This window comes from Streptomyces sp. NBC_01012 (genome assembly GCF_045162755.1).
In the GTDB taxonomy this organism is placed as follows: Bacteria; Actinomycetota; Actinomycetes; order Streptomycetales; family Streptomycetaceae; genus Streptomyces.
Genome location: NZ_CP108688.1, coordinates 6,356,053 through 6,379,642 on the forward strand (window position 1 = coordinate 6,356,053; position 23,590 = coordinate 6,379,642).

The window sequence follows — 23,590 nt, forward strand, 5'->3', positions numbered from 1 at the left end:
GGCACCGGTCACGCCCGCGCGCCAACGCCGCCGCCCCGGGGAGGGCCCATGTCCCACGCATCCCGTACCGCCCTGCGCGTCTGCCCGCTCTGCGAAGCCACCTGCGGGCTCACCCTCACGATCGAGGGAACCGCGGTCACCGGTGCCCGCGGTGACCGCGACGACGTCTTCAGCAAGGGCTTCATCTGCCCCAAGGGCGCCTCCTTCGGGGGCCTCGACGCCGACCCGGACCGGCTGCGCACCCCGCTCGTCCGCAGGGACGGCGTCCTGCGCGAAGCGACCTGGGACGAGGCCTTCGACACCATCGCCGAGAAGATCCCGGCCCTCGTACGGGAACACGGCGCGCAGGCCGTCGGGGTCTTCCTCGGCAACCCGAACGTGCACACGATGGCGGGCGGGCTCTATCCGCCGCTGCTGCTGTCCACGCTCGGCACCCGCAATGTCTTCACCGCCAGCACCCTGGACCAGATGCCCAAGCACGTCTCCAGCGGGCTGCTCTTCGGGGACGCCAACGCCATCCCCGTCCCTGACCTGGACCGCACCGCCCATCTGCTGCTGATCGGCGCCAACCCGCTGGAGTCCAACGGCAGTCTGTGCACCGCCCCCGACTTCCCCGGCAGGCTCAAGGCGCTCCGCAGGCGCGGCGGCACCCTCACGGTCATCGACCCGCGCCGTACCCGCACGGCGCGTCTCGCCGACCGGCACGCCGCCATCAGGCCCGGCACCGACGCCCTGCTGCTCGCCGCGCTCGCGCAGGTGCTCGTCGAGGAGAAGCTCGCCGACCCGGGAGCCCTCACCGAACATCTGGACGGCTACGACGAACTGGCGGAAGCCGTCGCGGACTTCACCCCCGAGGCGGTGGCCGGCGCCTGCGACCTGGCCGCAGACACCATCCGGGAGATCGCCCGCGAGCTCGCGGCGGCCCCGAGCGCGGCCGTCTACGGACGCATCGGCAGCTGCACCGTCGAGCACGGCACCCTGGCCAGCTGGCTCGTCGACGTACTCAACATCCTCACCGGCAACCTGGACCGCCCCGGCGGCGCCCTCTTCCCGCTCTCCGCCACCGGCCGCGCCCCCCGCGCCGCGGCCCCGGGGAAGGGCTTCGCCCTGGGCCGCTGGAGCAGCCGGGTCTCCGGACACCCCGAGGCCAAGGGGGAGCTGCCGGTCACCGCGCTGGCCGAGGAGATCGAGACGCCGGGGCAGGACCGGATACGGGCACTGGTCGTCATCGCGGGCAACCCGGTCCTCTCGGCGCCCGACGGGGACCGCCTGGACAGGGCGCTCGCCGACGGCCTCGACTTCATGGTCAGCGTCGATCCGTATCTCAACGAGACCGCGCGCCACGCGGATGTCGTGCTGCCCCCGCCACCACCCTCGCGCAGCGCCCACTTCGACTTCGCGTTCAACTCCCTGGCCGTCCGCAACCAGGTCCGCTACAGCCCTCCCGCGGTCCCGCTGGACGAGGGGGCCATGGACGAGTGCGAGATCCTCGCCCGACTCGTCCTCGCGGTGGGCGGCAGGCACGGCGCGCCGCCCGAGGCCGTCGACGACCTGGTCATCGCCACGACACTCGCCAAGGCGGGGCTCCCCGCTTCGCTCGCCGGGGAACTGACCGGCACCACCGGGGCCGAACGGCGGCTGGACCTGATGCTGCGGCTCGGCCCGTACGACCTCACGCTGGATGACCTCGTCGCCCGGCCGCACGGGATCGACCTCGGCCCGCTGGAGCCGCGCGTTCCCCAGGTGCTCAGGACCCGCAGCGGCCGCATCGAGCTGTTCCCCGCGCCGATCGCCGCCGATCTTCCCCGGCTCCGCGCCTCGCTCGACACCAGGCCCGCGGGTCTTGTCCTGGTCGGGCGGCGGCATCTGCGGTCCAACAACAGCTGGATGCACAACGTCGCCTCGCTGCGCGGCGGCTCCAACGTCTGCACCTTGCAGATCCACCCCGAGGACGCGGCCAGGATCGGAATCGCGGCGGGCGACACCGCCCGGATCACCGCGGCGGGCGGCGAGGTCGAGGCTCCGGCCGAGATCACCGACGCGGTACGGGCCGGGGTCGTCAGCCTCCCGCACGGCTGGGGCCACAGCCGGCCCGGCACCCGGATGTCGGTTGCGGGGGCGGATCCGGGCGTCAACGTGAACCAGCTCCTGGACGGCACCCTCCTGGACCCGCTGTCGGGCACGGCGGTGCTGAACGCGGTCCCGGTCTCCGTGACCTGTGTCTCCGGTGGTTCCCTGGCGTCAAAAAACTAACAGCGCTAATTTAGGTCGGACCGACTTTGGGCCGGGACCGACGGCATTCGTCCGTACGGCGACGCGCGGTTTCGGTTTCGGCGGCAGACGCAGCGAGCACGCGGCAGGACGGCGAGCGCGCGGCGCGGCTGGTACGGCGAGCGCGCGGCGCGGCAGGCACAGCGAGCACGGGAGGAACAGCGATGAAGGCGCACGACGGGATGTACATCGGCGGGGAGTGGCGGCCCGCATCAGGACAGGACATGATCGCGGTCGTCAACCCGGCCGACGAGCAGGTCATCGGCCATGTCCCGGCGGGCACCGCCGACGACGTGGACGCCGCGGTACGTGCCGCGCGCGCCGCGTTCCCCGGCTGGGCCGCCACCCCGCCCGCCGAGCGCGCCGCGAGGATCACCGCGCTGCGCGACGCGCTCGCCTCTCGTACCGACGAGATCGCCGAGACCGTCACCGCCGAGCTCGGCTCGCCGCTGCCGCTGTCGCAGACGGTGCACGCGGGCCTCCCGGTGCTGGTCGCCGGCTCGTACGCCGAGCTGGCTGCCTCGTACGCCTTCGAGGAGAAGCTCGGCAACTCCACGGTCCTGCTGGAGCCCGTCGGTGTCGTCGGCGCCATCACACCCTGGAACTACCCGCTCCACCAGATCGTCGCCAAGGTGGCGCCCGCGCTGGCAGCGGGCTGCACCGTCGTCCTGAAGCCGGCCGAGGACACCCCGCTCACCGCGCAGCTCTTCGCCGAGCTGACCCAGGAGGCGGGCCTGCCGGCAGGCGTCTTCAACCTGGTCACCGGCATCGGGGCGGTCGCGGGACAGGCGCTCGCCGGACACGAGGACGTCGACCTGGTCTCCTTCACCGGGTCCACGGCCGTCGGCAGGCAGATCGGGGCGACCGCCGGAGCGGCGGTCAAGCGCGTCGCGCTGGAGCTCGGCGGCAAGTCCGCCAATGTGATCCTGCCCGGCGCCGACCTCGCCAAGGCGGTCAACGTCGGCGTGGCCAACGTGATGTCCAACTCCGGCCAGACGTGCAGTGCGTGGACCCGGATGCTGGTCGACGCCGAGCGGTACGAGGAGGCCGTGAGCCTCGCCGCCACGGCCGTGGCCAAGTACGTACCGGGCGAGCGGGTCGGCCCCCTCGTCAACGCCAAGCAGCAGGCCCGGGTGCGGGGTTACATCGAGAAGGGCATCGAGGAGGGCGCCCGCCTCGTCGTCGGCGGCCCCGGCGCCCCCAAGGACCTGGGCTACTACGTCAGCCCCACGGTGTTCGCCGACGTCACACCCGGCATGACCATCGCGCAGGAGGAGATCTTCGGCCCGGTGCTCTCGATCCTGCGGTACGAGGACGTGGACGACGCCCTGCGGATCGCCAACGACACCGTGTACGGGCTGGCCGGCGCGGTCTGGGGCGCGGACGACGAGGAGGCCGTGGCCTTCGCCCGCCGCATGGACACCGGGCAGGTCGACATCAACGGCGGACGCTTCAACCCGCTGGCGCCGTTCGGCGGTCACAAGCAGTCGGGGGTGGGCCGCGAGCTCGGCCCGCACGGCCTCTCCGAGTACCTCCAGACCAAGTCCCTCCAGTTCTGATCCGCACGCCGATCCATCGAGGAGTCTGTTCGTGGTCCGCGCCGCCGTACTGCCCGCCGTCGGAGCTCCGCTGGAGATCACCGACATCGAACTCCCGGAACCCGGCCCCGGCCAGGTGAGCATCAGTCTCGCCGCCGCCGGTGTCTGCCACTCCGACCTGTCCCTGTCCGACGGCACCATGCGGGTGCCCGTCCCCGCCGTCCTCGGCCACGAGGGCGCCGGCACGGTGCTCACCGTCGGCGAGGGCGTCAGCCATGTCGCCGCGGGCGACGGGGTCGTCCTCAACTGGGCGCCGTCCTGCGGAGCCTGTTTCCACTGCGGGATCGGCGAGGTCTGGCTCTGCGCCGACGCGCTCAAGGGCGCGGCGAACATCCACGCCCGTACGGCCGACGGCACCGAGCTCCACCCCGGGCTGAACGTCGCGGCCTTCGCCCAGGAGACCGTCGTCGCCGCGAACTGCGTGCTGCCCGCCCCGGCGGGCATCCCGCTCGACGACGCCGCGCTGCTCGGCTGCGCGGTCCTGACCGGCTACGGGGCGGTCCACCACTCCGCCCGGGTGCGCGAGGGGGAGAGCGTCGTCGTCCTCGGAATCGGCGGCGTCGGCCTCGCCGTCCTCCAGGCGGCCCGCATCGCCGGAGCGTCGAAGATCATCGCCGTGGACGTGTCACCGGAGAAGGAGGAGCTCGCCCGCCGGGCCGGCGCCACCGACTACGTCGTCGCGTCCGACACCACGCCGCGCGCCGTCCGCAAGCTCACCGGCGGACAGGGCGCGGACGTCGCGGTGGAGTGCGTGGGCAGGCCCGCCACGATCCGCGGCGCCTGGGAGTCGACGCGCCGCGGCGGCCGCACCACGGTCGTCGGCATCGGCGGCAAGGACCAGCAGGTGACCTTCAACGCCCTGGAGATCTTCCACTGGGGCCGCTCCCTCACCGGCTGCGTCTACGGCAACAGCGACCCGGCCCGCGATCTCCCGGTGCTCGCCGAACACATCCGCGCGGGGCGGTTCGACCTGTCCGCGCTGGTGACGGAACGCATCTCCCTGGACGGCATCCCGGCGGCCTTCGACGCCATGCTCGCGGGCAAAGGCGGACGCGCGTTGGTGGTGTTCTAAGCCGCCGGCCCCCGGCCCAGCTCCCACCCCGGCCCAGCTCCCACCCCGGCCCCGCGCCCGCCCCCGACCCGCGCCCGCCCCGGCTCCCGCTCCCGGCCGCGCCGGTCAGCTCTCCGCCGGACGGCGGGAGCGGGTTCGGGTTCGGGTTCGGGACACCGCGACCCCGGTCAGGCAGAGCAGTCCGCCCAAGACGGTGAGCAGCGCGGGTACCTCGTCCAGGAGCAGCCAGGACATCAGCACCACCAGGGCCGGCACCGCGTACGTCGTCGCGCCCATCCGGCCCGCGGTCGTACGGGCCAGGGCGTAGGCCCAGGTGGTGAAGGCCAGCGCTGTCGGGAACACCCCGAGATAGATCATGTTCAGGGTGGCGGAGACCGGGGCGTCGGCCGCCTCGGACACCAGGATCCCGGCGAACGGCAGGCAGGCGGCCGTACCGACCAGGCAGCCGAACGTGGTGATCTGCAGCGGCGATCCGTGCCGCAGCGCGGGTTTCTGGATGACCACCCCGGCGGCGTACGACAGGGCGGCCAGCAGGCACAGGAGTACGCCGAGCACCGAGGAGCTCTCGTGGCCCGACATGGAGAGCCCCACGACGACGGCGCCGGCGAAGGAGACCGACATGCCCGTCAGGAGGCGGCGCGGCAGCCCCTCGCCGAGCAGCCGGGCGCCCAGCAGCGCCATCAGGATCGGGCCGACGTTCACGACCATCGCCGCCGTGCCCGCGTCGACCTGCTGCTCACCCCAGTTGAGTACGACCATGTACAGCCCGAACCACAGCAGTCCCGATCCGATGATGCCTGGCCACGCGGCCCGGGACGGCAGTCCCTCGCGGCGTACCAGCAGGATCGCCCCGAGCGTCAGCGAGCCCGCGAGCAGCCGGCCGAGCGCCAGCGCGCCCGGTGAGTACGCCTCGCCCGCGCTGCGGATGGAGACGAACGCGGAGGCCCACAGGATGACCGTGGTGCACGCGGCGGCCGGAGCGCGCCAGTCGCGTCCGGGGGCGGCGGGCGCGTCAGGGCGCGCTGTCGGTGTGGTCGTCATGCCACGACGGTAGGCCGGGAACTCTTCGGGTCCCACCGAACTGTCAGGGCACGTCCAGGGCCGCCGGTTCGATGCCCAGATGTTCCGTCAGGGCGCGCATTCCCGCAGGGGTCGCGCGGACCGCCCTTCCCGTCCCGACCCTTTCGCACCACCCGGTGTCCAGCAGGTGACGGCACAGGGCCGCGCCCGAGACGCCCGCCAGGTGCGGCCGTCGCTCGGTCCAGTCCAGGCAGCCGCGCGCCAGGGGCCTGCGGGACCCGGAGGCGAGGGGGATGCCGAGTGCGGCGAACCACTCCAGGCCGTCCCCGGTCAGCGCGAAGCCGGTGTCCTGCCGCAGGAGCCCGCGCGCGGTCATCGCGTCGGTGATGCGGATGCCGAGGAGCCCGGCGAGATGGTCGTAACACGTACGCCCCCTGGCAAGCGCGTGCCGGCGGCTCGCCTCGCGCAGCGTGCGCGGGGGAGTGTGCGGGCCGGGCCGGGCGTGCGCCGCCAGCTCCTCGATCAGCTGCGCGATCCGTGCGTCGGCGAGCCGCAGATAGCGGTGCCGGCCCTGACGCTCCTCGGCCAGCAGACCGCCGGCGACCAGCTTGCCCAGATGCTCGCTGGCCGTGGAGGGCGCGACCCCGGCGCTCCGGGCCAGCTCACCCGCGGTCCAGGCCCGGCCGTCGAGCAGGGCCAGGCAGAAGGAGGCGCGAGTTTCGTCGGCGAGCAGGGCCGCCAGCGCGGCGAGCCGTGGTGCGGCCGGGTCGTGCGGTGTCGTACGGGCCATACGTCCAGGATGCGTCAGGCACCGTTCGGCGCGGGCCGAACCGTCCTGGCCGCGGCCGTCCGCTCGTACTGGAGCGTGAGGCCCTCCAGCAGGGCCCGCAGCCCGGTCTCGAAGGCGCCCTCGTCGACCTGCTGGCGGTGTTCGGCCAGCCGATGGGCCTGGCCGAGGTGGGGGTAGTCGGCGGGGTCGTACGCCGTCTCGTCGTCGACGAATCCGCGGGCGAAGGAGCCGAGCGCCGACCCGGTGATGAAGTAGCGCATCAGCGCGCCGATGTAGGTGGCCTGGGTGGGCGGCCAGCCCGCCCTGACCATGGCGCCGAAGACCGCGTCGGCGACCCGCAGACCCGCCGGACGGCGGCCGGGGCCCTGGGCGAGCACCGGGACGATGTGCGGGTGCGCGGCGAGCGCAGCCCGGTAGGAGACGGCCCAGTCGTGCAGCGCGGCGGTCCAGTCGCGGGCGTCGGACTCCTCGAACATCGACAGATCGACCTGTGCGGACACGGCGTCGGCGACCGCGTCGAGGATCTCGTCCTTGTTCCGGAAGTGGTTGTAGAGCGAGGGCCCGCTCACACCCAGCTCGGCGGCGAGCCGGCGGGTCGAGACGGCGTCCAGCCCTTCGGCGTCCACGAGCGCGCTCGCCGCCTCGACGATGCGGTCTCTGCTGAGGAGGGGCTTGCGCGGTCGGGCCATGCGGCACATAGTAGGCCTGCGGGATTAAACTAGCAGCGCTAATTTAAAGTGGGTGTCACAGGATGAACCTGGAGCTGAGCGAGGAGCAGAGTGCCGCACGGCAGCTCGCCGAGGACTTCGTCGCACGGGAGATCACCCCGTATGTCGTCGAGTGGGACCGCGTCGAGAGTGTCGACAAGTCGATCGTCAAGAAGCTGGGCGCACTCGGCTTCCTCGGGCTGACGATCCCGGAGGAGTACGGCGGCTCCGGCGGCGACCACCTCGCGTACTGCCTGGTGACCGAGGAGCTCGGCCGCGGCGACTCCTCGGTGCGCGGCATCGTGTCCGTCTCGCTCGGCCTGGTCGCCAAGACGATCGCGGCCCACGGCAGCGAGGAGCAGAAGCGGCAGTGGCTGCCGAGGCTCACCGCGGGCGAGGCGATCGGCTGCTTCGGCCTCACGGAGCCGGGCACCGGCTCCGACGCCGGGAACCTGACGACCAGGGCCGTGCGGGAGGGCGCCGAGTACGTGATCAACGGCTCCAAGATGTTCATCACCAACGGCACCTGGGCCGATGTGGTCCTGCTGTTCGCGCGGACCGACGACACCCCCGGCCACCGGGGCATCTCCGCCTTCCTGGTGCCCACCGACACCCCCGGCCTCACCCGGCGCACCGTGCACGGAAAGCTCGGGCTGCGCGGTCAGGCCACGGCCGAACTGACCCTCGACGACGTACGCGTCCCCGCCTCCGCCCTCCTGGGGCGCGAGGGCAAGGGCTTCTCCGTCGCCATGTCCGCCCTGGCCAAGGGCCGGATGTCGGTCGCGGCCGGCTGCGTCGGCATCGCCCAGGCCGCCCTGGACGCCGCCGTGCGCTACGCGGGCGAGCGTGAGCAGTTCGGCAAGTCCATCGCGAGCTACCAACTGGTCCAGGAGCTGATCAGCGACATCTCCGTGGACGTCGACGCCGCCCGCATGCTGACCTGGCGCGTCGCCGATCTCATCGACCGCGGCCAGGACTTCGCCACCGCGGCGTCCACGGCGAAGCTCTTCGCGTCCGAGGCCGCGGTCCGCGCCGCGAACAACGCCCTCCAGGTGTTCGGCGGTTACGGCTACATCGACGAGTACCCCGTCGGCAAGCTGGTCAGGGACGCCCGTGTGATGACCCTGTACGAGGGCACCAGCCAGATCCAGAAGCTGATCATCGGCCGCGCCCTGACGGGGGTGTCCGCCTTCTGACTCCCCGGCGGCCCCACCGGCCGGGGGAACCGACACCGGCCGAGTCACCCTCTGATAACGTCCGCGATTCGGACCGGCGGGGGGAAGGCACAGGGTATGCGCGGCATACGGAGGCGTACATGGCTGCTCTCCGCGGTGACGGCGGGAGCGGTCCTGGCGCTGGTCGTCGGCGGCCTGTTCCGGGGGCTCGGCCCCTGGGCCGATGACGACTCCGGTGAGACACTCGCCGACACCTGCCGGGGAGCCCTGGCGGCCGACGAGGCCGGGAAGTTCTTCGGCGGAGCCGAGCTGGAGTTCAGCGGTCACACCGCGGAGTGGGTCGGTGAGGACACCGAGCACTGCGCGGCGTCGGCCCGTGACGCCGGGCCCAACGGGGCTGACGGGTCCGCCGGGGTGCGGCTCGAACTGAACATCCGTCCGTCGGCGGCGTATCGCGCCAGTGGCGCGGCGGAGAGCACGTCGGCGACACCGATCGGCTTCGGCTGGAACGGCTCCGTCGTCGTCTCGGACCAGGTCCAGGCCGGCGTACTCGTCGACTGCGCACCGCTGCACGGTGACGGCCTCCTCGTCCTGGCGGAGACGCGCCAGGACGCCAGGGAGCTGAGCGACGCCCAGGTGCTCCAGGTGGCCCGGTTCGCCACGGAGTCGGCCCGCCGCGCGGCGAAGCGCTTCACCTGCGAGGGGGCTCTGGGGCAGCGCCCTTCGGCCGTGGACCGTACGCCCGTGCAGACCCGTCCCGTCGCCCGGGCGAAGGGGACCTGCCGCGACGTCGTCGGCACGCGCGACGCGGCCCGGCTCGGCCTCACGAGGGTGTCCGAGAGGCCGGCCGGACGGGCGCTCACCGAGATGTGCTCGGCGGATCTCCCGGCCGATGGCCACCACTTCTGGCTGACCGCCTACTACGGGCCGTCCGCGCAGCAGGAGATGTATCTGGACCAGCGGTATCCCGGCAGCGTGCCGGGTGCCGTGATGCGGTCACACCTCTGCGACGGCGCCCTGTGGACCGCGTACTTCAAGTTCGAGGAGTTCCCGAGGCCTGACAGTGCGAAGGGGGTGCGGAGCACGGTCGCCGACAAGGACGCGGAGCGGTTGCTGGCCGCCTTCGCCACCGCTTCCGGGGCCCGGCACGGATGCCCCGTGCACTGATGTCGGAGCCCTGGCCGGTGGCGTGGGTACCTGAACCGCGGGCCCGTCGGCCCGGGGCGCCTACCTGGATCGGAAGCGGGAATCCGTTTCGATGACGGTATGTCCCTTGATCAGCTGACGTATCGCGCCAAGCGGCGGCTCCTCGGCAGGCCGCTCACCAGCGAGAGCGTCGGTGAGGAGAAGCTGGGCAACCGGACGGCGCTCGGCGTGCTCGCGTCCGACTGCATCAGCTCGTCGGCCTATGGATCCGAGCAGATGCTGCGGGCCCTCGTACCCGTCGTCGGAACAGCGGCCTTCACGATGATCATGCCGGTGACCGGTGCGATCCTTCTGGTGCTGCTGCTCCTGACGCTCTGTTACAGCGACGTGGTCACCCTCTACACCCGGGCCGGCGGCTCCTATGTGGTGGCCCGGGAGAACTTCGGGCCGAACGTCGCACAGGTCGCCGCCGTGGCCTTGCTGGTCGACTACGTGGTCACCGTCGCCGTCCAGGTATCGGCCGGAACGAACGCGCTCATCTCACTCGCCCACCTGGCAGGTGGTGGCTGGACAGGGCTGGATCATCTCCAACTGCCGTTCTCCGTAGTGGCGATCGTGCTGCTCGCGTACGGAAATCTGCGAGGTGTCCGTGAGGCCGGCCGGATGTTCGCACTCCCTGCCTATCTCTTCATCGCCGCGATGGGCCTGGTCTTTATTGTCGCAGCGGTGCGCGCACTGGCGGGCGGGCTGCCCCGTGCCGACCTCACCGCTCCCGGAGTCGTACCTCTGGGCACCCCTGGGAGCGGCTGGCTCTACGGAGCGTCCCTCTTCATCGTGCTGCGCTCCTTCGCCAACGGCGGCTCCTCCCTCACCGGGCTCGAAGCGATCTCGAACGGCATCTCCGCCTTTCGTGAGCCGCAGGGCCGCAACGCCCGGCACACGCTCATCGCCATGAGCTGCGTTCTCGCCGTCCTGGTCCTGGGCGTCTCCACTCTCGCGCATGTCACCCATGCCGTGCCGTACACCGACGGGACCCCGACCGTCATCGCGCAGGAGGCGAGACTCGTCTTCGGGAGCGGACCGGTGGGGACGATCGGGCTGGTCTTCGTCCAGCTGGCCACCGCACTGATCCTGTTCACCGGTGCCAACACTCCCTTCACCGGGTTCCCCTTCCTGGCCAGCTTCGTCGCACAGGACCGGTTCCTGCCTCGGATGCTCACCCGGCGCGGGCACCGGCTGGCCTTCTCCAACGGCATCGTCACGCTCGCCGCCCTCGCCCTGGCCCTGCTGCTCGTCACGGGCGCAACGGTGGAGAGACTGGTCGCCCTGTACGCGATCGGTGTGTTCACCGCCTTCACCATGGCCGGAGCCGGCCTCACCGCCTACCACCTGCGCAGACGCGAGCCGCTGCGCAGGCTGAAGATCACGGCCAATGCCCTCGCGGCGATCGTCTCGGCCGCCGTAGTGCTGATCTTCGCCGTCACGAAATTCTCCGAAGGCGCATGGCTGGTCGTCGTGGTCTTCCCGCTCGGAGTCTGGGTTCTGATCCGGATCAACCGCCAGTACCGTCATGAGGCAGCCGCCCTGGAACGGCTCCCCAGGGGTGCGGACCGTCCGCGTACGCGCCGCCACCAGGTCCTCGTCCTGGTCGAAACACTGGACCTGGCCACGCTGAAAGCCCTGCGGTACGCCCACGAACTGAGGCCTGACAGTGTCCGGGCCGTGCACTTCGACGTCGACGAGACGCGCGCACGCCGACTGTCCGGCCTCTGGGCGTCGACCTCCGCGACCTCGATCGAGCTGGAACTGGTGGCGTGCCCCGACCGCCGGCTGCGTCAGGCGATGCGGACCCTGGCCGAGCGGACCACACAGGACGGGGACACGTCCTTGACGGTGCTCGTGACCCGGCGGCTGTACGCCAACGCCCTCGGCAAGCTCCTCCACCGTGGCACGGGCGAGAAGATGGCAAGGACGCTGGAACACCTGCCCCATGTCGCGGTCACGATTCTGCCGTTCGACGCATCGCACGCCATCAAGGCGCTGAGATCGGGCCACCTGCCCGACATCGACTGAAGGAGGGCCTGCGGCCGGATGAGTACCTGCTGAGTACGCCGACGGATGCCGCCGCGCGTCACCGCGCCGGATGCTGTGTGCCATGAGTGAGACAACTTCGGTCAAGCAGCAGAGCACCGCCGCCTTCTACGGACAGGCCGTCGTCTCCTTCGGGGTGGCGGCCGGTGCGGTGGCCCTCGGTATCTTCTTTCTCGATGCCGACGCTTGGGTGCGGGCCTTCCTCGCGATCGGCGTCCTGTATCTCGTCACCTCCTGCTTCACCCTCGCCAAGGTCATCCGGGACCGGCAGGAGGCGGGGCAGATCGTCAGCCGGGTCGACCAGGCCAGACTGGAGAAGATCCTCGCCGAGCACGATCCGTTCCAGAAGGTCTGACCGTCTCATCCCCTAAGCGCTTGCTCAGGTTCGCGGTATGGTGTTCGTCCTGCCAGCGGAAAGGGATACGTGGCGATGAGCACGGCGGAGGAGACCGGCGGCGACGACACGCCGTGGAGCGAGGTCACGCCCGAGGCGGCGCGGCGGTTGCTCCTCGCGGCCGTGGAGGCCTTCGCGGAGCGTGGCTACCACGCGACCACCACCCGTGACATCGCGGGCCGCGCCGGGATGAGCCCGGCCGCGCTCTACATCCACTACAAGACCAAGGAAGAGCTGCTCCACCGGATCAGCCGGGTCGGCCACGACCGGGCGCTGCTCCTCCTGGAGACGGCGGCCGGCAGGGACGGTACGGCGGCCGAGCGGCTCGCCGAGGCCGTGCGTTCCTTCGTCCGCTGGCACGCCGAGCGGCACACCACGGCCCGCGTCGTGCAGTACGAGCTGGAGGCGCTCGGCGACGAGCACCGGGCCGAGATCATCGCCCTGCGCAGGCGCAGTGACGCCGTGGTGCGCCGGATCATCGGCGAGGGCGTCCAGGCCGGTGAGTTCGACGTCCCGGACGTGCCGGGCACCACCCTCGCCGTACTGTCCCTCTGCATCGACGTCGCGCGCTGGTTCAACGCCCAGGGCAGCCGGACGCCCGAAGAGGTCGGCACCCTCTACGCGGACCTCGTCCTGAGGATGGTCGGCGCCCAGAAGTGACGCCGGGCGCGCCGGCCCGTCGTCACTTCTGGGCGTGCGGGTCGCGGCCGGGGCGCTCAGAAGTAGTAGCGCGACACCGACTCCGCGACGCAGGCCGGCTTGTCGCCGCCCTCGCGCTCGATGGTGACCTGGACGGTCACCTGCACACCGCCGCCCGCCTCCTCGACGTCCTTGAGCACGGCCGTGGCGCGCAGTCGTGAGCCCACCGGGACGGTCGAGGGGAAGCGGACCTTGTTGGTCCCGTAGTTGATGCCCATCTTCACGCCCTCGACCCGCAGGATCTGCGGGACCAGCGCAGGCAGCAGCGACAGCGTCAGATAGCCGTGCGCGATCGTCGTGCCGAAGGGGCCGGCCGCCGCACGCTCGGGGTCCACATGGATCCACTGGTGGTCGCCCGTGGCCTCGGCGAACCGGTCGATCCGATCCTGCTCGATCTCCAGCCAGTCGCTGTGACCGAGCTCCTGGCCCACCCCGTCCCGCAGCTCCTGTGGGGACGTGAAGATCTTCGGCTCTGCCATGTTCCTGAACCCTGCCTTCCGGCTGTCGCTCGCCCTCCAGGGCGGTGTCTAAGCGCTTGCTCAGATTGCTCAGCATGGTTGTGCCACGCGTCCCTGTCAACGACGGAGCGGGTTCTCGAAGTGGGCGGCTCCCGGCGGGGGGCGGCCATTAGGGTTGGAGGAGTGCCCCAGATTCCGCAGTCATACCAAGAGCTCACCGTCGGTCAGCTGTCGGCCCGTAGCGGCGCCGCGGTGTCCGCCCTGCACTTCTACGAGACCAAGGGCCTGATCAGCAGCAGTCGCACCGGCGGCAACCAGCGCCGCTACACCAGGGACGCCCTGCGCCGGGTGGCGTTCGTACGAGCCGCGCAGCGGGTGGGTATCCCGCTCGCCACCATCAGGGACGCGCTGGCCGAGCTGCCGGAGGAGCGCACCCCGAACCGCGACGACTGGGCCAGGCTCTCCCGGGCGTGGCGCTCGGAGCTGGACGAGCGCATCAAGCAGCTGGGGCGGCTGCGCGACCACCTCACGGACTGCATCGGCTGCGGCTGTCTGTCGCTGGAGACCTGTGTGCTGTCCAACCCGGACGACGCCGTCGGTGAGCAGATCGCCGGCTCACGTCTGATGCCCGAGCGGCGCGCGGCGGACCGCTCCTGAGCGCGCCCGGGGCCTGTGCTGTTGAGGGGCGCGCCCGGGTTCTGTGTCGTTCAGGCGGCCGACGCGAGGGCCCTCGTCCCCGCGCGTTTCGCCTCGGTCAGTGCCTTCGTCGTGAGGACGGGCCGCGGGACCACGATGCCGCAGCCCGTGCAGACCGGGCCCGCCCAGGGCTCGCGCTCCAGGTCCTGCCGCCAGAGGATGGCGGCTCCCGTGCAGACCGGGCACGTGGTGCCGGGCTTCGTGCTGAGGGCCGCGATCAGCCGCCCCAGGACCTCGGCCAGCGGTGCGCCCGGGTGGACGGTCGGGTCCTCGCAGTGCGCGATGCCGTTGCCGCCCCAGGTCCGGCGGTGCCAGTCGTCGAATGTGCCGGGCCTCCGCAGCCCGTCGTGCTTCTCCCGGCGCCGCCGCTCGGCGAAGCCCGCCTCGTACGCGAGCCAGACCGCTCGCGCCTCCTCCAGTTCCTCCAGTGCGCGGATCAGGCGCACCGGGTCGGGGGCCCGGTCCTCGGGCTCGATCCCGTGCCGGGCGCACAGATGATCCCAGGTCGCCCGGTGACCGTACGGGGCGAATCTCTCCAGGCATTTGCGCAGCGAGTACCGCCGCAAAGCCAGATCGCCCCGTGGATCGCGGACCTGTCTCGCAAGACTCCGGAAACCGGCCATGGCACTGCCACCTCCGTCGCTCGTACTTCGGCGTCATGGGATGGACGTACGACTGCCCGATTCGGCTCCATCCAAGGGTGAAATGCGTCCACGGACTGAGACCGTGCCTGTGGAACCATGTGCCGGCGTGTGGCGATTCGGAAAAAGTGACTGATGTTCATCTTACCGACGGGGTGTACCGCCAGTAACCTCCGGCGCATCGGCCACCCGGAGGAGCACGCATGCCCCCACGCACCCGCATCCGTACCCGCACGATCAGAGCCGCCACAGTCGCGGCCGTTCTCGCCCTCGGTACCTCCCTGCTCGCATCGGCGCCCAGCGCCGGCGCGGCGGAGCCCGAACCCGTCGCCGTCACCGATCACTGCGGTGACCAGTGCGCCGACATCCTGCCGCCCGGTGAGAACGGCAACGCCACGCTCGTCGAGATCCTCGGCAACAAGGCGTTCGGTACGCACCCCGTGCACAGCGACGACCAGCTCGACCGGTACGACGGCCTGGTCGCGGGGCACACGGGCCTCACCGACCGGAAGCTGACCGACTTCTTCAACGACGCCTCCTTCGGGGTCGCCGCCGACCAGGTCGAGTCCGTGACGAAGCCCCGCGAGGACGTCACGATCACCCGGGACAAGCAGAGCGGCGTGCCGCATATCGAGGGCACCACCCGCTACGGAACCGAGTTCGGCGCCGGGTTCGCCGCCGGACAGGACCGGCTGTGGCTGATGGACCTCTTCCGCCACATCGGGCGCGGCGAGCTGACCTCCTTCGCCGGAGGGGCGCTGGCCAATCAGGGGCTTGAGCAGCAGTTCTGGCCCCAGGCCCCGTACACCGAGGAGGACCTTCAGGCCCAGGTCGAACGGATCAGGACCACCGAGGGCGCACGCGGTGAGCAGGCGATGGCCGACGCGCAGGCCTATGTCGACGGGATCAACGACTACCGCGAGAAGTCCAAGAAGGGCCGGTACTTCCCGGGCGAGTACGTCCTCACCGGAAAGATCGACTCCATCACCAACATAGGTGAGATCCAGCCGTTCGGGCTGACCGACCTGATCTCCATCGCCTCCGTCGTCGGCGGACAGTTCGGCGGGGGAGGCGGCGGTGAGGTCCAGGCCGCGATCTCGCTGCTCGCCGCCCAGGAGAAGTACGGCGTCGAGGAGGGCACCCGCGTCTGGGAGTCCTTCCGCCAGCGCAACGACCCGGAAGCGGTCCTCACCGTCCATGACGGGACGTCGTTCCCGTACGCCGGCAAGCCCGACAAGGCCCGGGGCGCGGCCCTTCCCGACGCGGGCTCCGTCACCCCGGAACCGCTGGTGTACGACCGCACGGGCTCGGCGGGCACGGACAAGAAGGACCCGGTCGACGCGCCTGCCGCGCTCGAACCGGCCCAGGGCATGTACGACGACGGCGTCATCCCGGAGGGCTCGCTGCCCGGATCCGGTGACGGCGCCCAGAAGCGGGGCATGTCCAACGCCCTCCTGGTGTCAGGCAAAGCCACCGCGAGCGGCAACCCGATCGCCGTCATGGGCCCCCAGACCGGCTACTTCGCGCCACAGCTGATGATGCTTCAGGAGCTCCAGGGTCCCGGAATCAGCGCCCGGGGCGTCTCCTTCGCCGGCGTCGGCATGTACATCCAGATGGGCAGGGGCCAGGACTACGCGTGGAGCGCCACATCGGCGGCCCAGGACATCACCGACACGTACGCGATCGAGCTCTGCGAACCCGACGGCTCCGCGCCCACCAAGGAGTCCGCGCACTACCGCGACAGCGACGGCGCCTGCACGGCCATGGAGAAGCTGGAGCGCACCAACTCCTGGAAGCCCACCGTCGCCGACTCCACCGCCAAGGGCTCCTACCGGATGCAGGTGTGGCGCACCGACTACGGTCTCGTCACCGACCGCGCGACGGTGGACGGCAAGCCGGTCGCCTACACCTCGCTGCGCACCACCTACCGTCACGAGGCCGACTCGATCATCGGCTTCCAGCTGCTCAACGACCCGGAGTACGTGACGGACGCGGACTCCTTCCAGCAGGCGGCGAGCCATATCGACTACGCCTTCAACTGGTTCTACGCGGACTCGCGCACCACGGCCTTCTACAACAGCGGCATGAACCCCGTGCGCGCGGCCGGCGTCGACGCCGCGCTGCCGGTCAGGGCCGAGAAGGCCTACGAGTGGCAGGGCTACGACCCGGCGGCCAACACCACCGACTACACCCCGTTCGCCGAGCACCCGCACTCCAGCGGCCAGGACTACTACATCTCCTGGAACAACCGGCAGGCCGAGGACTACTCCACCGCCGCGTTCGGCTTCGGCTCCGTGCACCGGGCCGACCTGCTCGACGAGCGGGTGTCCGCGCTGGTCGACGAGGGCGGGGTGACCCGTGCCTCCCTCACCCGTGCCATGGAGGAGGCGGCGCTGACCGACCTGCGCGGTGAGCAGCTGCTGCCCGAGCTCCTGAAGGTACTGCGCTCCGAGCCGGTCACCGACCCCGAACTGAACGCGGTGATCCAGCAGCTGGACTCCTGGCGGGCGGCGGGCTCGCAGCGCAAGGAGACCAGCTCCGGGTCGCACACGTACACCCACGCGGACGCGGTACGGATCATGGACGCGTGGTGGCCGAAACTGATCGAGGCGGAATTCCGCCCCGGCCTCGGTGACGACCTCTACTCGGCCTTCACCGCGAGCCTCGCCACCGACGAGTCCCCGGCCGCCAGCCACGGGCCGAGCGGCGCGCACAGCGGCTCCGCCTTCCAGTTCGGCTGGTGGGGCTTCGCCGACAAGGACCTGCGCCAGGTGCTGGGGCAGGACGTCAAGGGGCCGCTGGCGAAGACGTACTGCGGCGGAGGCGACCTCGGCGCCTGCCGCACCGCGCTGCTCAGCACCCTGAAGGAGGCCGCGGCCGTGCCCGCCGCCGAGGTCTACCCGGGCGACGACAGCTGCAAGGCCGGCGAGCAGTGGTGCACCGACGCGATCATCCACCGCCCGCTGGGCGGCATCTCGCAGAAGTCCATCCACTGGCAGAACAGGCCGACCTACCAGCAGGTCGTGGAGTTCCCCACCCACCGCTGAGGCCGCCGGAGGTGTCGGGCCCCCGCCCCGCGGGACGGGGGCCCGACACTCACCGGTACAGCAGGTACTCCCGCCGCACCTTCCGGAAGGCGGTGAGCTCCTTCGACCAGGCGTCCACCACCTCGTCCGTGTCCGCGCCCGCGTCGATCATCGTGCGGACCCGGGTGTTGCCCGTGAGCGTGTCGATCCAGTTGTCCTCACGCCAGGCGAACCCGCTCCAGGTCCGCTTCGCCGTGACCAGCAGGGCGATTCCCGTGCGTACGGGGTCGAAGGCCGCCCGGTCCTGGACGTGCACCTGCACCCCGCCCGCCGTCTTCCCCTCGAACTTGGAGAACGTCGGCTCGAAGTACGCCTCACGGAAGGCGACCCCAGGCAGCTCCAGGCCGTTCACGGCAGCCGCCCACCGATGGTCGACGCCCTCCGCGCCGAGCAGTTCGAAGGGCCGTGTCGTCCCCCGGCCCTCGGAGAGGTTCGTCCCCTCGAACAGGCAGGTACCCGAGTAGACCAACGCCGTGTCCGGCGTCGGCATGTTGGGGCTCGGCGGCACCCACGGCAGGCCCGTCGCGTCGAAGAAGTCCTCGCGGTGCCAGCCGGACATCTTCACCACGTCGAGCTGGAGCGGACGCTCCGACAGGAACTCCGCGTCGAAGAGCAGCGCCAGCTCCGCCACCGTCATGCCGTGCGCCTGGGAGATCTCCCGGCGCCCCACGAAGGACGCGAACGCCGGGTCGAGCACGGGCCCCAGCGCGGCCCTGCCGGTGACCGGATTGGGCCGGTCCAGGACGACGAACCGCTTGCCCGCGAGCGCGGCCGCCTCCATGCAGTCGTAGAGGGTCCAGATGTAGGTGTAGAAGCGCGCTCCCGCGTCCTGGATGTCGAAGACCACCGTGTCGACACCGGACGCGGTGAAGACGTCGGCCAGCGGCTGCCCGCTCTTCAGATACGTGTCGTAGACCGGCAGTCCGGTCGCCGGGTCGTCGTACCGCCCCTCCGATCCGCCCGCCTGCGCCGTGCCCCTGAAGCCGTGCTCGGGGCCGAACACCGCGGTCAGATCCACCTGGTCGTCGGCGTGCATCACATCGACGATGTGCCGCACATCGGCGGTGATCCCGGTCGGGTTGGTGACGACGCCCACCTTCTGCCCGGCCAACAGCCGGTAACCGTCGGCGGCAAGCCGCTCGAAGCCGGTGCGGACCGCCGGGCGCCCGGGCCCGTGCCCCCGCCCGGCCGCGACGGCGCTCCCGGGTGCGGCGGCGGTCGTCGCGAGGGCTCCCATCGCGCCGCCGGCGGCCAGCAAACCACGTCTGGACAGGGGCATCGCGGAACCTCCATGATCGCGTGGACCGTCGTGGTCACGCACGTTAGCGCGGGTGCGGGCCGCACGGAACGGCCACGGCCGGGCGGATTCGCCGTCCTGCGCCGCCCCCCTTCCCCGATCACATACCGACTGGTTAGTCTGCCGGGAGGACGGCAGAGAGAGGCGGAACCGATGAGCACGGTGCAGGGCGCTGGCGTAGTGGTGACGGGAGCCGGAGGCGGCATCGGGGCCGCACTGGCCCGCAGATTCGCCGCCGAGGGCGCGCGGGTCGTCGTCAACGACCTCGACGCGGGCCGGGTCGAGACACTCGCCGACGAGATCGGCGGCACGGTCGTGGCCGGTGACGCCTCCGGCATCGTGGACGCCGCGCGCGGCGCGCTCGGCGGCACGGTGGACGTCTACTGCGCCAACGCCGGTCTCGCCTCGGGCGGTGACGCCTTCGCCGACGAGGACGTCTGGGCCTCGGCCTGGGACGTCAACGTGATGGCGCACGTGCGCGCCGCCAGGGCGCTGCTGCCCGAGTGGCTGGAGCGCGGCAGCGGCCGCTTCGTGTCCACCGCGTCGGCGGCCGGGCTGCTGACGATGATCGGCGCCGCCCCCTACAGCGTCACCAAGCACGGCGCCGTCGCCTTCGCCGAGTGGCTCTCGCTGACCTACCGGCACCGCGGGATCAAGGTCCACACGATCTGCCCCCAGGGCGTGCGTACGGACATGCTCACGGCGGCCGGCTCGGCGGGGGACCTGGTGCTCGCGCCCACCGCGATCGAGCCGGAGGCCGTCGCGGACGCCCTGTTCGACGCCATGGACCAGGACCGCTTCCTGGTCCTGCCGCACGCGGAGGTGGCGGGCTACTACCGCGCCCGCGCCAAGGACCCCGACCAGTGGATCGGCAGCATGAACCACCTCCAACAGAAGTGGGAGGAGGCCGGCGCATGAGCGAGTCGATCTACGCGGCGAAGCCCTGGACCGCCCTGCTCAGCGCGGCCCAGCTCGCCCCCCTCCACCCCGCCGAGACCCTGGTGCACGCCTTCCGGGCGGCCGTCGGACGGGCCCCGGAGCACACCGCGCTCGCCTACTTCGACGGGCGCCTCACCTACCGCGACGTGGACACGCTGTCCGACTCCGTCGCGGGGCACCTCGCCGCCGAGGGGCTCGAACGCGGTGACCGGGTCGCGATCATGCTCCAGAACACCCCGCACTTCGTGCTCGCGCTCCTCGGGGCGTGGAAGGCCGGCGCGACCGTCGTCCCGCTCAACCCGATGTACAAGTCCGGCGAGGTCGGCCACGTACTGAAGGACGCGGGAGTGAGCGCGCTGATCTGCTCCGACCGTGCCTGGGCGTCCTATCTGCGGGCCACCGCGGAGGCCGCGCCCGGCGTGCGGATCGCCGTCACCGCCTGCGAGCTCGACCTCCAGTCGGCCGACGACCCGCGCGTGCTCGGCTTCGAGCGGCTCCCCGCGCCCGGCGCGGGGGAGTGGGCCTCCGATCTGGTGGAGGTGGCCCGCCGTGGTCTGCCCGCTCCCCAGGGCCGGGAACTCACCGCTTCGGACACCGCCCTGATCAGCTACACCTCCGGGACGAGCGGCACCCCCAAGGGGGCCATGAACTCCCACGGCAACATCATGGTCAACGCCGAACGGCAGCGGGCCGGCCACCCCATCGCCGAGGGCTCGGCGTACTTCGCGCTCGCCCCGCTCTTCCACATCACCGGCATGGTGTGCCAGCTCGCCGCCTGTATCGCCAACGCGGGCACCCTGGTCCTCGCCCACCGCTTCGAGCCGGGCCTCGTCCTGGAGGCCTTCGCCGAGCACCGCCCCGCCTACACCGTGGGCCCGTCGACCGCCTTCATGGCGCTGGCCGCGCACCCGAGTGCGACGCGGGAGCACTTCGCCTCCTTCGAGGTGATCTCGTCGGGCGGTGCGCCGCTGCCTCCCGCGTTGGTCGAGAAGTTCCGCGAGGGCTTCGGCCCGTACATACGCAACGGCTACGGACTCACCGAGTGCACCGCGCCCTGCGCCTCCGTGCCGCCGGAGCACGAGGCGCCCGTCGACCCCGTCTCGGGGACCCTGTCCGTCGGTGTCCCCGGACCCGACACCGTCGTCCGGATCATCGACGAGAACGGCGACGACGTCCCCTTCGGCGAACAGGGCGAGATAGCCGTACGCGGACCGCAGGTCGTCTCCGGCTACTGGAATCTGCCCGAGGCCACCGAGGCGGCCTTCCCGGACGGGGAGCTGCGCACCGGGGACATCGGCTTCATGGACGGCGCGGGCTGGCTGTACGTCGTGGACCGCAAGAAGGACATGATCAACGCCTCCGGCTTCAAGGTCTGGCCCCGGGAGGTCGAGGACGTCCTCTACACCCATCCGGCGGTCCGTGAGGCGGCCGTCGTGGGCGTTCCCGACGCCTACCGGGGGGAGACGGTCCGGGCCTACGTCAGCCTGCGGCCAGGCGCCGCCACGGAACCCGGAGAGCTCGGCGCGTACTGCAAGGAACGGCTGGCCGCCTACAAGTACCCGCGCGAAGTGGAGATCCTGGCAGAACTCCCGAAGACGGCGAGTGGGAAGATCCTCAGGCGGGAACTGCGTTCCCCCCGTTAGAACAGTTCATCGCACGGTACGAGAGGGCAGGTGGCGGCAATGGCCAAGGCGACGGACGGGAACGGTACGCCCGTCCCCCAGAGGCTGCTGGCCGCCGCCACCCGCCTCTTCGCGGAACAGGGCTACGACCGCACATCCGTCCAGGAGATCGTGGAGGCGGCGGGCGTCACCAAAGGGGCCCTCTACCACTACTTCGGCTCCAAGGAGGATCTCCTCCAGGAGGTCTACGCCCGGGTGCTGCGGCTCCAGCAGGAGCGGCTCGACGCCTTCGCGAACGCCGAGGAGCCGATCGACCGGCGCCTGCGTGACGCGGCGGCGGACGTCGTGGTCACCACCATCGACAACCTCGACGACGCCTCGATCTTCTTCCGCTCGATGCACCATCTGAGCCCGGAGAAGAACAAGCAGGTCCGGATGGAGCGCCGCCGCTACCACGAACGCTTCCGCGCCCTGATCGAGGAGGGCCAGAAGGCCGGGGTCTTCTCCAGCGCGACCCCGGCCGACCTGGTCGTCGACTACCACTTCGGCTCGGTCCACCACCTGTCCACCTGGTACAGCCCGGACGGCCCGCTCAGCCAGCAGGAGGTGGCGGACCACCTGGCCGACCTGCTGCTGAGGGCGCTGCGGCCCTGACCGCTCCCGGCCCCCGGGTCACAGGTACTTCTTGATCTCGCGCCGTGCCAGCGACCGCTGGTGCACCTCGTCCGGGCCGTCCGCCAGCCGCAGTGTCCTGGCCGACGACCAGAGTTCGGCCAGCGGGAAGTCCTGGCCGACCCCGCCGGCGCCGTACAGCTGCACCGCACGGTCGAGGATGTCGCAGACCGCGCGCGGGGTGGCGATCTTGATCGACTGGATCTCCGTGTGCGCGCCCCGGTTGCCCACGGTGTCCATCAGCCAGGCGGTCTTCAGCACCAGCAGCCGCAGCTGCTCCACCGTCACGCGGGCGTCCGCGATCCAGTTCTGGACGACGCCCTGCTGGGCCAGCGGCTTGCCGAAGGCCGTACGCGCCACGGCCCGCTCGCACATCAGCTCGATGGCGCGCTCCGCCATCCCGATCAGCCGCATGCAGTGGTGGATCCGGCCGGGGCCGAGGCGGGCCTGGGCGATGGCGAAGCCGCCGCCCTCCTCGCCGATCAGATGGGACGCGGGCACGCGTACGTCGGTGAAGGTGACCTCGGCGTGGCCGCCGTGCGAGTGGTCCTCGTAGCCGTACACCTGCATCGCGCGGCGCACCTCGAGACCCGGGGTGTCACGCGGGACGAGGATCATGGACTGCTGACGGCGGATGTCCGCGCCGTCCGGGTCCGTCTTGCCCATCACGATGAAGACCGCGCAGTCCGGGTTCATCGCCCCGGAGATGTACCACTTGCGCCCGTTGATGACGTAGTCACCCCCTTCGCGGACGATCCGGGTCTCGATGTTCGTCGCGTCGGACGAGGCGACATCGGGTTCCGTCATCGCGAACGCCGAGCGGATCTCGCCGGCCAGCAGCGGCTCGAGCCACTGCTTCTTCTGCTCGTCGGAGCCGAACTGGAAGAGCACCTCCATGTTCCCGGTGTCCGGGGCCGCGCAGTTCAGCGCGGTCGGTGCCAGGTGCGGGCTGCGGCCGGTGATCTCGGCCAGCGGTGCGTACTGGAGGTTCGTCAGCCCCGCGCCGTACTCCGCGTCGGGGAGGAAGAGGTTCCACAGGCCCTGCCTGCGTGCCTCCGCCTTCAGCTCCTCCACGACCGAAGGGGTGTCCCAGGGGGATGCCAGCCGGGCGCGCTGTTCTTCGGCGACCTTCTCGGCGGGACGGATGTGCTCGTCCATGAACGTGAGCAGCCTGGTGCGCAGCTCTTCGGTACGGGCGTCGAATGCGAAGTCCACG

Annotated in this window: 20 protein-coding genes; 13 read left to right on the forward strand and 7 right to left on the reverse strand. The window is 71.4% G+C overall.

All coding sequences use genetic code 11. The features are described from left to right. Positions 1-48 precede the first annotated feature (48 nt). From OG623_RS28590 to OG623_RS28600, 3 genes are all read left to right on the forward strand, one after another. On the forward strand, positions 49-2,253 hold the full coding sequence (locus tag OG623_RS28590; RefSeq protein WP_406150378.1) for a molybdopterin-dependent oxidoreductase: 2,205 nt from the start codon (positions 49-51) through the stop codon (positions 2,251-2,253). A 182-nt stretch (positions 2,254-2,435) separates the two neighbouring features. Beyond that, complete coding sequence (locus OG623_RS28595; RefSeq protein WP_406150380.1) at positions 2,436-3,830, forward strand: aldehyde dehydrogenase family protein; 1,395 nt, start codon at positions 2,436-2,438, stop codon at positions 3,828-3,830. A 31-nt stretch (positions 3,831-3,861) separates the two neighbouring features. Then, a complete protein-coding gene (locus OG623_RS28600; RefSeq protein WP_406150382.1) occupies positions 3,862-4,941 on the forward strand; it encodes a Zn-dependent alcohol dehydrogenase in 1,080 nt (359 codons plus the stop codon). Positions 4,942-5,046: 105 nt separating this feature from the next. Here the strand turns inward: OG623_RS28600 and OG623_RS28605 are convergent, their stop codons facing one another. The 3 genes from OG623_RS28605 to OG623_RS28615 are packed head-to-tail and all read right to left on the reverse strand — an operon-like array spanning position 5,047 to position 7,440. Further along, positions 5,047-5,982: a DMT family transporter gene (locus tag OG623_RS28605; protein WP_406150384.1), complete on the reverse strand. Its 936-nt coding sequence runs from the start codon at positions 5,980-5,982 to the stop codon at positions 5,047-5,049. A 43-nt stretch (positions 5,983-6,025) separates the two neighbouring features. Continuing rightward, entirely contained in the window at positions 6,026-6,751 is a 726-nt protein-coding gene (locus tag OG623_RS28610; protein WP_406150386.1) for an ArsR/SmtB family transcription factor, read from the reverse strand. Positions 6,752-6,765: 14 nt separating this feature from the next. Continuing rightward, positions 6,766-7,440 (reverse strand): TetR/AcrR family transcriptional regulator, encoded by a 675-nt coding sequence (locus OG623_RS28615; RefSeq protein ID WP_406150387.1) that lies wholly within the window; start codon positions 7,438-7,440, stop codon positions 6,766-6,768. A gap of 62 nt (positions 7,441-7,502) precedes the next feature. On the opposite strand from OG623_RS28615, the gene OG623_RS28620 reads away from it, so the two are divergent. The 5 genes from OG623_RS28620 (at position 7,503) to OG623_RS28640 (ending at position 12,924) form a co-directional block, all read left to right on the forward strand. Then, complete coding sequence (locus OG623_RS28620) at positions 7,503-8,654, forward strand: acyl-CoA dehydrogenase family protein (RefSeq protein WP_406150389.1); 1,152 nt, start codon at positions 7,503-7,505, stop codon at positions 8,652-8,654. Positions 8,655-8,750: 96 nt separating this feature from the next. After that, positions 8,751-9,800, forward strand: coding sequence for a hypothetical protein (locus OG623_RS28625; protein ID WP_406150391.1), 1,050 nt, complete (start codon positions 8,751-8,753; stop codon positions 9,798-9,800). A gap of 99 nt (positions 9,801-9,899) precedes the next feature. Further along, a complete protein-coding gene (locus OG623_RS28630) occupies positions 9,900-11,852 on the forward strand; it encodes an APC family permease (RefSeq protein WP_406150392.1) in 1,953 nt (650 codons plus the stop codon). An 82-nt stretch (positions 11,853-11,934) separates the two neighbouring features. Further along, positions 11,935-12,225: a YiaA/YiaB family inner membrane protein gene (locus OG623_RS28635; protein WP_406150394.1), complete on the forward strand. Its 291-nt coding sequence runs from the start codon at positions 11,935-11,937 to the stop codon at positions 12,223-12,225. Between the two features lie 75 nt (positions 12,226-12,300). Next, positions 12,301-12,924: a TetR/AcrR family transcriptional regulator gene (locus tag OG623_RS28640; RefSeq protein WP_406150395.1), complete on the forward strand. Its 624-nt coding sequence runs from the start codon at positions 12,301-12,303 to the stop codon at positions 12,922-12,924. A gap of 56 nt (positions 12,925-12,980) precedes the next feature. Here the strand turns inward: OG623_RS28640 and OG623_RS28645 are convergent, their stop codons facing one another. Beyond that, the gene (locus OG623_RS28645) at positions 12,981-13,442 is read right to left on the reverse strand and encodes a MaoC family dehydratase (protein WP_362889427.1); all 462 of its coding nucleotides are present in this window, start codon (positions 13,440-13,442) and stop codon (positions 12,981-12,983) included. 162 nt (positions 13,443-13,604) lie between these two features. Here OG623_RS28645 and soxR point away from each other — a divergent pair, with 162 nt between their 5' ends. Further along, positions 13,605-14,078 (forward strand): redox-sensitive transcriptional activator SoxR, encoded by a 474-nt coding sequence (gene soxR / locus OG623_RS28650; RefSeq protein WP_406150397.1) that lies wholly within the window; start codon positions 13,605-13,607, stop codon positions 14,076-14,078. Positions 14,079-14,128: 50 nt separating this feature from the next. Here the strand turns inward: soxR and OG623_RS28655 are convergent, their stop codons facing one another. Continuing rightward, entirely contained in the window at positions 14,129-14,740 is a 612-nt protein-coding gene (locus OG623_RS28655) for a hypothetical protein (RefSeq protein ID WP_406150399.1), read from the reverse strand. A gap of 221 nt (positions 14,741-14,961) precedes the next feature. Here OG623_RS28655 and OG623_RS28660 point away from each other — a divergent pair, with 221 nt between their 5' ends. Further along, entirely contained in the window at positions 14,962-17,805 is a 2,844-nt protein-coding gene (locus tag OG623_RS28660; protein WP_406150400.1) for a penicillin acylase family protein, read from the forward strand. Positions 17,806-17,854: 49 nt separating this feature from the next. Here OG623_RS28660 and OG623_RS28665 read toward each other — a convergent pair whose 3' ends face one another. Further along, entirely contained in the window at positions 17,855-19,123 is a 1,269-nt protein-coding gene (locus OG623_RS28665; RefSeq protein WP_406150402.1) for an exo-beta-N-acetylmuramidase NamZ domain-containing protein, read from the reverse strand. 171 nt (positions 19,124-19,294) lie between these two features. On the opposite strand from OG623_RS28665, the gene OG623_RS28670 reads away from it, so the two are divergent. The 3 genes from OG623_RS28670 to OG623_RS28680 are packed head-to-tail and all read left to right on the forward strand — an operon-like array spanning position 19,295 to position 22,356. Beyond that, complete coding sequence (locus OG623_RS28670; protein ID WP_406150404.1) at positions 19,295-20,059, forward strand: SDR family oxidoreductase; 765 nt, start codon at positions 19,295-19,297, stop codon at positions 20,057-20,059. Then, positions 20,056-21,723: an AMP-binding protein gene (locus tag OG623_RS28675; RefSeq protein ID WP_406150406.1), complete on the forward strand. Its 1,668-nt coding sequence runs from the start codon at positions 20,056-20,058 to the stop codon at positions 21,721-21,723. Before OG623_RS28670 ends, OG623_RS28675 begins: the two co-directional genes overlap by 4 nt. 39 nt (positions 21,724-21,762) lie before the next feature. Beyond that, a complete protein-coding gene (locus tag OG623_RS28680) occupies positions 21,763-22,356 on the forward strand; it encodes a TetR/AcrR family transcriptional regulator (RefSeq protein ID WP_406150407.1) in 594 nt (197 codons plus the stop codon). 18 nt (positions 22,357-22,374) lie between these two features. Here OG623_RS28680 and OG623_RS28685 read toward each other — a convergent pair whose 3' ends face one another. Then, positions 22,375-23,589: an acyl-CoA dehydrogenase family protein gene (locus tag OG623_RS28685; RefSeq protein WP_406150408.1), complete on the reverse strand. Its 1,215-nt coding sequence runs from the start codon at positions 23,587-23,589 to the stop codon at positions 22,375-22,377. Position 23,590: the final 1 nt, after the last annotated feature.